Origin of the sequence: Fulvivirga lutimaris (assembly GCF_009711525.1) — a bacterium.
In the GTDB taxonomy this organism is placed as follows: domain Bacteria; phylum Bacteroidota; class Bacteroidia; order Cytophagales; family Cyclobacteriaceae; genus Fulvivirga; species Fulvivirga lutimaris.
Map to the genome: position 1 here is coordinate 5351 of NZ_SMLV01000287.1, position 5572 is coordinate 10922.

Annotated in this window: 4 protein-coding genes; all 4 read left to right on the plus strand. The window is 37.2% G+C overall.

Annotated elements, in window-relative coordinates:
- Positions 1-2012, plus strand: a 2012-nt coding sequence (tamL, locus tag E1140_RS04885; RefSeq protein WP_185153435.1) for a translocation and assembly module lipoprotein TamL, incomplete at its 5' end; no start/stop codon positions are given.
- 137 nt (positions 2013-2149) lie between these two features.
- The gene (locus tag E1140_RS04890) at positions 2150-3382 is read left to right on the plus strand and encodes a DEAD/DEAH box helicase (RefSeq protein WP_155179647.1); all 1233 of its coding nucleotides are present in this window, start codon (positions 2150-2152) and stop codon (positions 3380-3382) included.
- Between the two features lie 110 nt (positions 3383-3492).
- Positions 3493-3828 carry a hypothetical protein gene (locus E1140_RS04895; protein ID WP_155179650.1) on the plus strand — a complete coding sequence of 112 codons (336 nt, stop codon included), beginning with the start codon at positions 3493-3495 and terminating at the stop codon, positions 3826-3828.
- Positions 3829-3903: 75 nt separating this feature from the next.
- Positions 3904-5556: a SulP family inorganic anion transporter gene (locus tag E1140_RS04900; protein ID WP_155179653.1), complete on the plus strand. Its 1653-nt coding sequence runs from the start codon at positions 3904-3906 to the stop codon at positions 5554-5556.
- Positions 5557-5572 lie beyond the last annotated feature (16 nt).

Consider the following 5572-nt stretch of genomic DNA (forward strand, 5'->3'; position numbering starts at 1 on the left):
AATATAAACTAGGTAAGAAACCTGTTTATCTATCAGATGTAAATGAAAAAGCCATGTCTAACCGACTAAATAACTATTTGATTAATAATGGTTATTTCAGATCTGAGGTAGAGGCTACTATCAAAAAAAGAAAAAAGTCAGGACAGGTCATTTACACCATAAAGACTGGCCCTGCTTACAAAATAAGGGAAGTGATTTATCCGAAAACCGACAGCCTCTACGAACAGGTGATAGATGATATTATTGCTGAAAGCATCATAAAAAAGGGCAATCGCTACAAATTGAGTGATTTAGAAAAGGAGCAAAAAAGAATTGAAAATTATCTTGAAAATAAGGGCTTCTACTATTTCGATGACAACTACTTACTTTATAAAGCCGATAGTAGTGCTGGTAACTATGAAGTAGATCTTACACTGACCTTGTCAAAAGACACGCCATCGAAGGCCAAGCAAATATTCACTTTGAAGGATGTAGAAGTCAATCCAGATTATTCCATTTCGAATGACACTTTGAGTACTAAGCCTGAGCAGCAATATTATGACAACTACCTGTTCATCAATGAAAACGGCTATGTGAGGCCTGAAATTCTAACAAGAACCATTGTTTTTGATCCTAAAGACCATTACTCTGAAATAGCCACTTCCAGAACGCGCGAACGACTGATGGCACTGGGAATCTATAAGTTTGTGAATCTTAAATATAAGATGGCAGATTCTGCGAGATTAACTTCTCAGATTTTTCTCACCCCACTTCCTAAAAAGTCTTTGCGATTAGACTTACAGGCTATTTCGAAGTCCAATAATTTTGTGGGGCCTTCATTCTCAGCGTCATATCAAAACAGAAATTCATTCAGGGGTGCCGAGTTGTTTCAACTCAAACTCAACACCTCCTACGAAATCCAGATTGGAGGACAGAACAACCCTCCACTAACTGCTTATGAACTGAATTTAGAAGGTAGCCTTACCATACCCAGGTTGATTTCGCCATTGAATTTCAATTATCATAATGTACGTTTTATCCCAAGTACAATTATGAGTGTGGGCATCAGATTGCAAAGAAGAATTAATGTTTTTCAAATCAATTCATTTGAGGCTAAATATGGCTACCAGTGGCAAGAAAGTCTCACTAAAAAGCATAGATTATTTCCTGTCAATTTTTCATTTGTGCAGTTATCGAAAAGTTCGAATGAATTTGAGCAGCGACTTGAGTTAGATCCTAACCTCAAAAACAGTTTGCAAGATCAATTTATTGCTGGGCTACTGTATGACTATACTTTAAACACAAAAAATGCTGAAGATGCCAATGAGAAAAGAAATCATTTTTACTTCTCTGGCTCACTAGACACTTCCGGAAACCTAATTAATCTTATTGAAAATACGTTAGGCGATGATGAATCACTCAACAACACAGGCATCACTTACTCTCAGTACACTAAGGTGCAGTTGGATTTTAGGTATTACAGAAAATTAAGTTCAAAAAAAGAGCTAGCCGCGAGGTTGTTGATTGGTGGAGCAAAGGCCTATGGTAATGCCTCAGAAGTTCCTTTCATAAAGCAATTTTCAGCAGGGGGTTCCAATAGCGTAAGGGCGTTTAGAGCCAGGTCATTAGGGCCGGGCTCATTTATAGACTCCGAAACAGGAGCATCTCTGGTTGACAATACAGGAAATATTAAGATAGAAAGTAGCATGGAATATCGATCTCCAATAATTGGGGTATTGGAAGGCGCTGTGTTTGTCGATGCTGGTAATGTATGGCTTTGGGATCAGCAAGATCCAGATGAAAAACCAGGTGGTCAATTCAGCACAAATTTTATCAATGAAATTGCTGTAGGCACTGGGGCAGGTTTAAGACTTAACTTCAGTTTCTTTATTCTACGTTTTGACCTCGCATTTCCCCTAAAAAAACCAGAAGACTCTGGTGTAAATTGGGTAGTTGATAAAATTGATCCTTCTTCCAGAGGTTGGCGAAAGGATAATCTGCTGCTTAATATTGCTATTGGTTACCCTTTCTGATTAGGGTAAAATAAGTGCTTAAAGCCTTTTTTCATTTTTAAAGTATTGGAATATAAAATCTAAATCATTCTCCAGTTCAGTTTACTACCTTTGCACCAATTCATGAATAACACAACTTCACTTATCCCCAGCACACTATGAAATTCGATAACTACAACATCTATGAGGGGATAAAGAAAAGCATTGCCAAGCTTGATTATAAAAAGCCGACTGATATTCAATATAAGGCCATACCCAATATTCTTAAAGGTGAAGATGTGTTGGCCATTGCACAGACTGGCACAGGCAAAACAGCGGCTTTTGCCATTCCTATTTTGCACATCCTGCAAATGAAGAAGATCAAAGACAGGCCGGATGGAGTGAAATGCCTGATAATGGCCCCTACTCATGAGCTTGCACAACAAATCAATGAGGTTTTTAAAAGCTTGGGTAAGCATACTCGTGTAACTTCCTTTTGCGTGCATGGAGGTGTGGAAAGAGCTGAACAGGTAGAACATTTAAATCAGGGTATTGATGTACTTATTGCAACACCAGGAAGACTTGCAGACCTTGTAAAAAGAAGGCAGCTAGATTTACATAGGGTGGAAATATTAGTTCTGGATGAGGCTGATCATATGCTTGATCTTGGCTTTATTGATGATATGCGTCACCTTATGCGTTTTTTACCAAAGCGTAGGCAAACGCTATTCTTTTCAGCTACCATCAATGAAACCATTAAAGACCTTGCTTTTTCACTGGTGCATAACGCCATAAGAATCCAGATATCACCTAAAGATCCAGTAGCTAAGAATATACAACATGGAGTATCTTTTGTTGAAATGGATGATAAGCGATTCTTCCTTGAAAATGTCATTAAAACCAATATTGAGAAGAAAATTTTGGTGTTTGTACGAACCAAGGTGCGTGCTGAAAGAGTAAAAAAAGCCATGGAACGTTGTGAATTGGTGACGGATACTATTCACAGTGACAAACTTCAGGCAGAAAGAGAATCTACCATGAAAAGCTTTCGTAGCGGTGACCTGAAAGTATTGATTGCAACAGATGTAAGTGCCAGAGGTATTGACATCCCTAATGTTGAACTAGTAATCAACTATGACTTACCTGACACTGCAGAAAATTATGTTCATAGAGTTGGGCGTACAGGTAGAGGGAGTCAAAAGGGACAGGCTGTTTCTTTTTGTAGCCAGGAAGAGAATGATCTATTGAAAGAGATTGAAGATAACCTTGGCAAGCCTATTAAGGTACTTGAGCTCTCAAAAAGTGATTATCAGCAGGTTATAGACCTTTCTGAAGAAGTTTCTACGGATTGGAAAAGCTTAATAAAAGAGCATGAGCTGTCCAAAAAAAGCAAAAAGAGGAAGAAAAAATAGCCTTAATATTTCATTAGGTTGAATTTCAAAGACAGAAATGTAATTTCTAAGGACAGAATGCACAATTCCTGTGAACATAATATGTAATAATCTCGTTAACTTTGATCTACATGATCGGAAGAATTTTAAAATCTGCGATAATTATAATTCTTGCCTTGCAAGTATCATTTGTTAGTATATTCTCTATCCACATCTCATATCTGGAAAGTAAAGAAATTGACACAGAATTTATTATGGATTTTGACTCAAGTGCTGACGAGAATACCTCAAGTAAAATGTTTGAACTAGAGGAAGAAGAAGGTAGCATCCTTAATCATAAATTCTGGTATTTGGAATCACTATCCGATCATTCAATGGTATTAACTACAGCTTTCGATTCACACAACTCCTATGTCGAAAGTCATATTAAAGAAGTACAATCTCCGCCACCACGGCAATTATCCTAAGTACTCTTTTTTCAATTAATTACATCTTTTCGAACAATTACTTAAAGGTTAGGTCCTTTAAGACATTTTATATTTATGGACAATTTATTTAAAAATTTAAAAACAGATTTCCCAGCAGGTATAGTAGTATTCTTGGTGGCCGTACCATTATGTTTGGGAATAGCCCTGGCATCGGGAGCTCCGCTGTTTTCAGGAATTATAGCAGGTATAATAGGTGGTACAGTAGTGGCTCTAATAAGTGGTTCTAAAATTGGGGTCAGTGGTCCGGCTGCAGGTTTGGCAGTTATAGTTGCTGATTCCATAACCGATTTGGGTACCAATGCTGAAGGAGTGTTCGATATGCAAACAGGTTTTGCTCTATTTCTTTCTGCAGTAGTGCTGGGTGGTATCTTTCAAATTATTCTTGCTTTCTGTAAGGCGGGTATCATTGGGTATTACTTTCCTAACTCTGTAATTAAAGGAATGCTATCTGCTATTGGTATCATCATCATTCTTAAGCAAATTCCTCACGCGTTGGGTCACGATGTTATTCCTGATGGTGCTGAGACTTTTTTCCAATCTGATGGAGAAAATACTTTTAGTGAAATTTGGGTGTCATTACAGGACATCAACCCTGCTGCTGTTATTATTACTTTAATTTCAATGGTCATTTTGATATTATGGGAACAAGGGTTTATGAAGAAAATCAAACTTTTTCAACTAATTCAAGGCCCCTTGGTAGTAGTTGTAACAGGCATTTTGCTTGGCAACATGTTTATGGGAATGGAAGGCTACAACCTGGCTCAGGATGAAATGGTAACTATTCCGATAGCCGCTCAAGAAGGCGGGTTTTTAAACCTTTTCTCAACACCTGACTGGAGCCGTGTATTCTCTTTGGAGATTATTGTCATAGGTATAACCATAGCCATTGTTGCTAGTTTGGAAACTTTACTTTGTGTAGAAGCCACAGACAAACTAGACCCGGATAAAAATGTTACCCCAACTAATCGTGAGCTACTGGCTCAGGGAACGGGTAATGTTATTTCCGGATTGATTGGAGGATTACCTATCACTCAGGTTATTGTAAGAAGTTCAGCGAATATACAATCAGGTGGAAAGACCAAAATGTCTGCCTTTTTTCATGGTATCCTCATTCTTTTCAGTGTATTGCTAATACCAGGTGTAATGAATATGATCCCTCTATCAAGTTTAGCAGCCATACTATTTCTAGTAGGTTATAAACTTGCAAAGCCGTCTGTATTTAAGGAAATGAAGGCGAAAGGAAAAGCTCAATTCATACCATTTGTAATCACAATATTAGGAATAATCTTTACCGACTTACTAGTTGGTATTGGTATTGGTATGGCTGTGGCTGTTTTCCTTATCTTGAGGAAAAACCTTAATACTCCATTTAGCTTTATTGAAAAACGTGAAGAAGGTGAACCTACACTTATCGAACTATCAGAAAATGTTACTTTTCTGAATAAGGCCAGCATTCTGCAAACTTTAAATTTAATACCTGACAATAGTAAAGTTGTACTAGATGTTACCAAGTCAAAATACATTCACCCTGATGTAATTGAGATTATTAATGACTTTGAAATACATGCAAAAAATACAGGGATAGAATTGACCATTAAAGGTCAATTTGATGAAGACAAGAGTAATCCTGTCGCGAAATTTAGAGATAATGTAGACAATGGAAAAGGTGGTAAAAAGTCTTATTTAAGTACAGTATTTAATTCATAAGTCCATTTTTTAATTG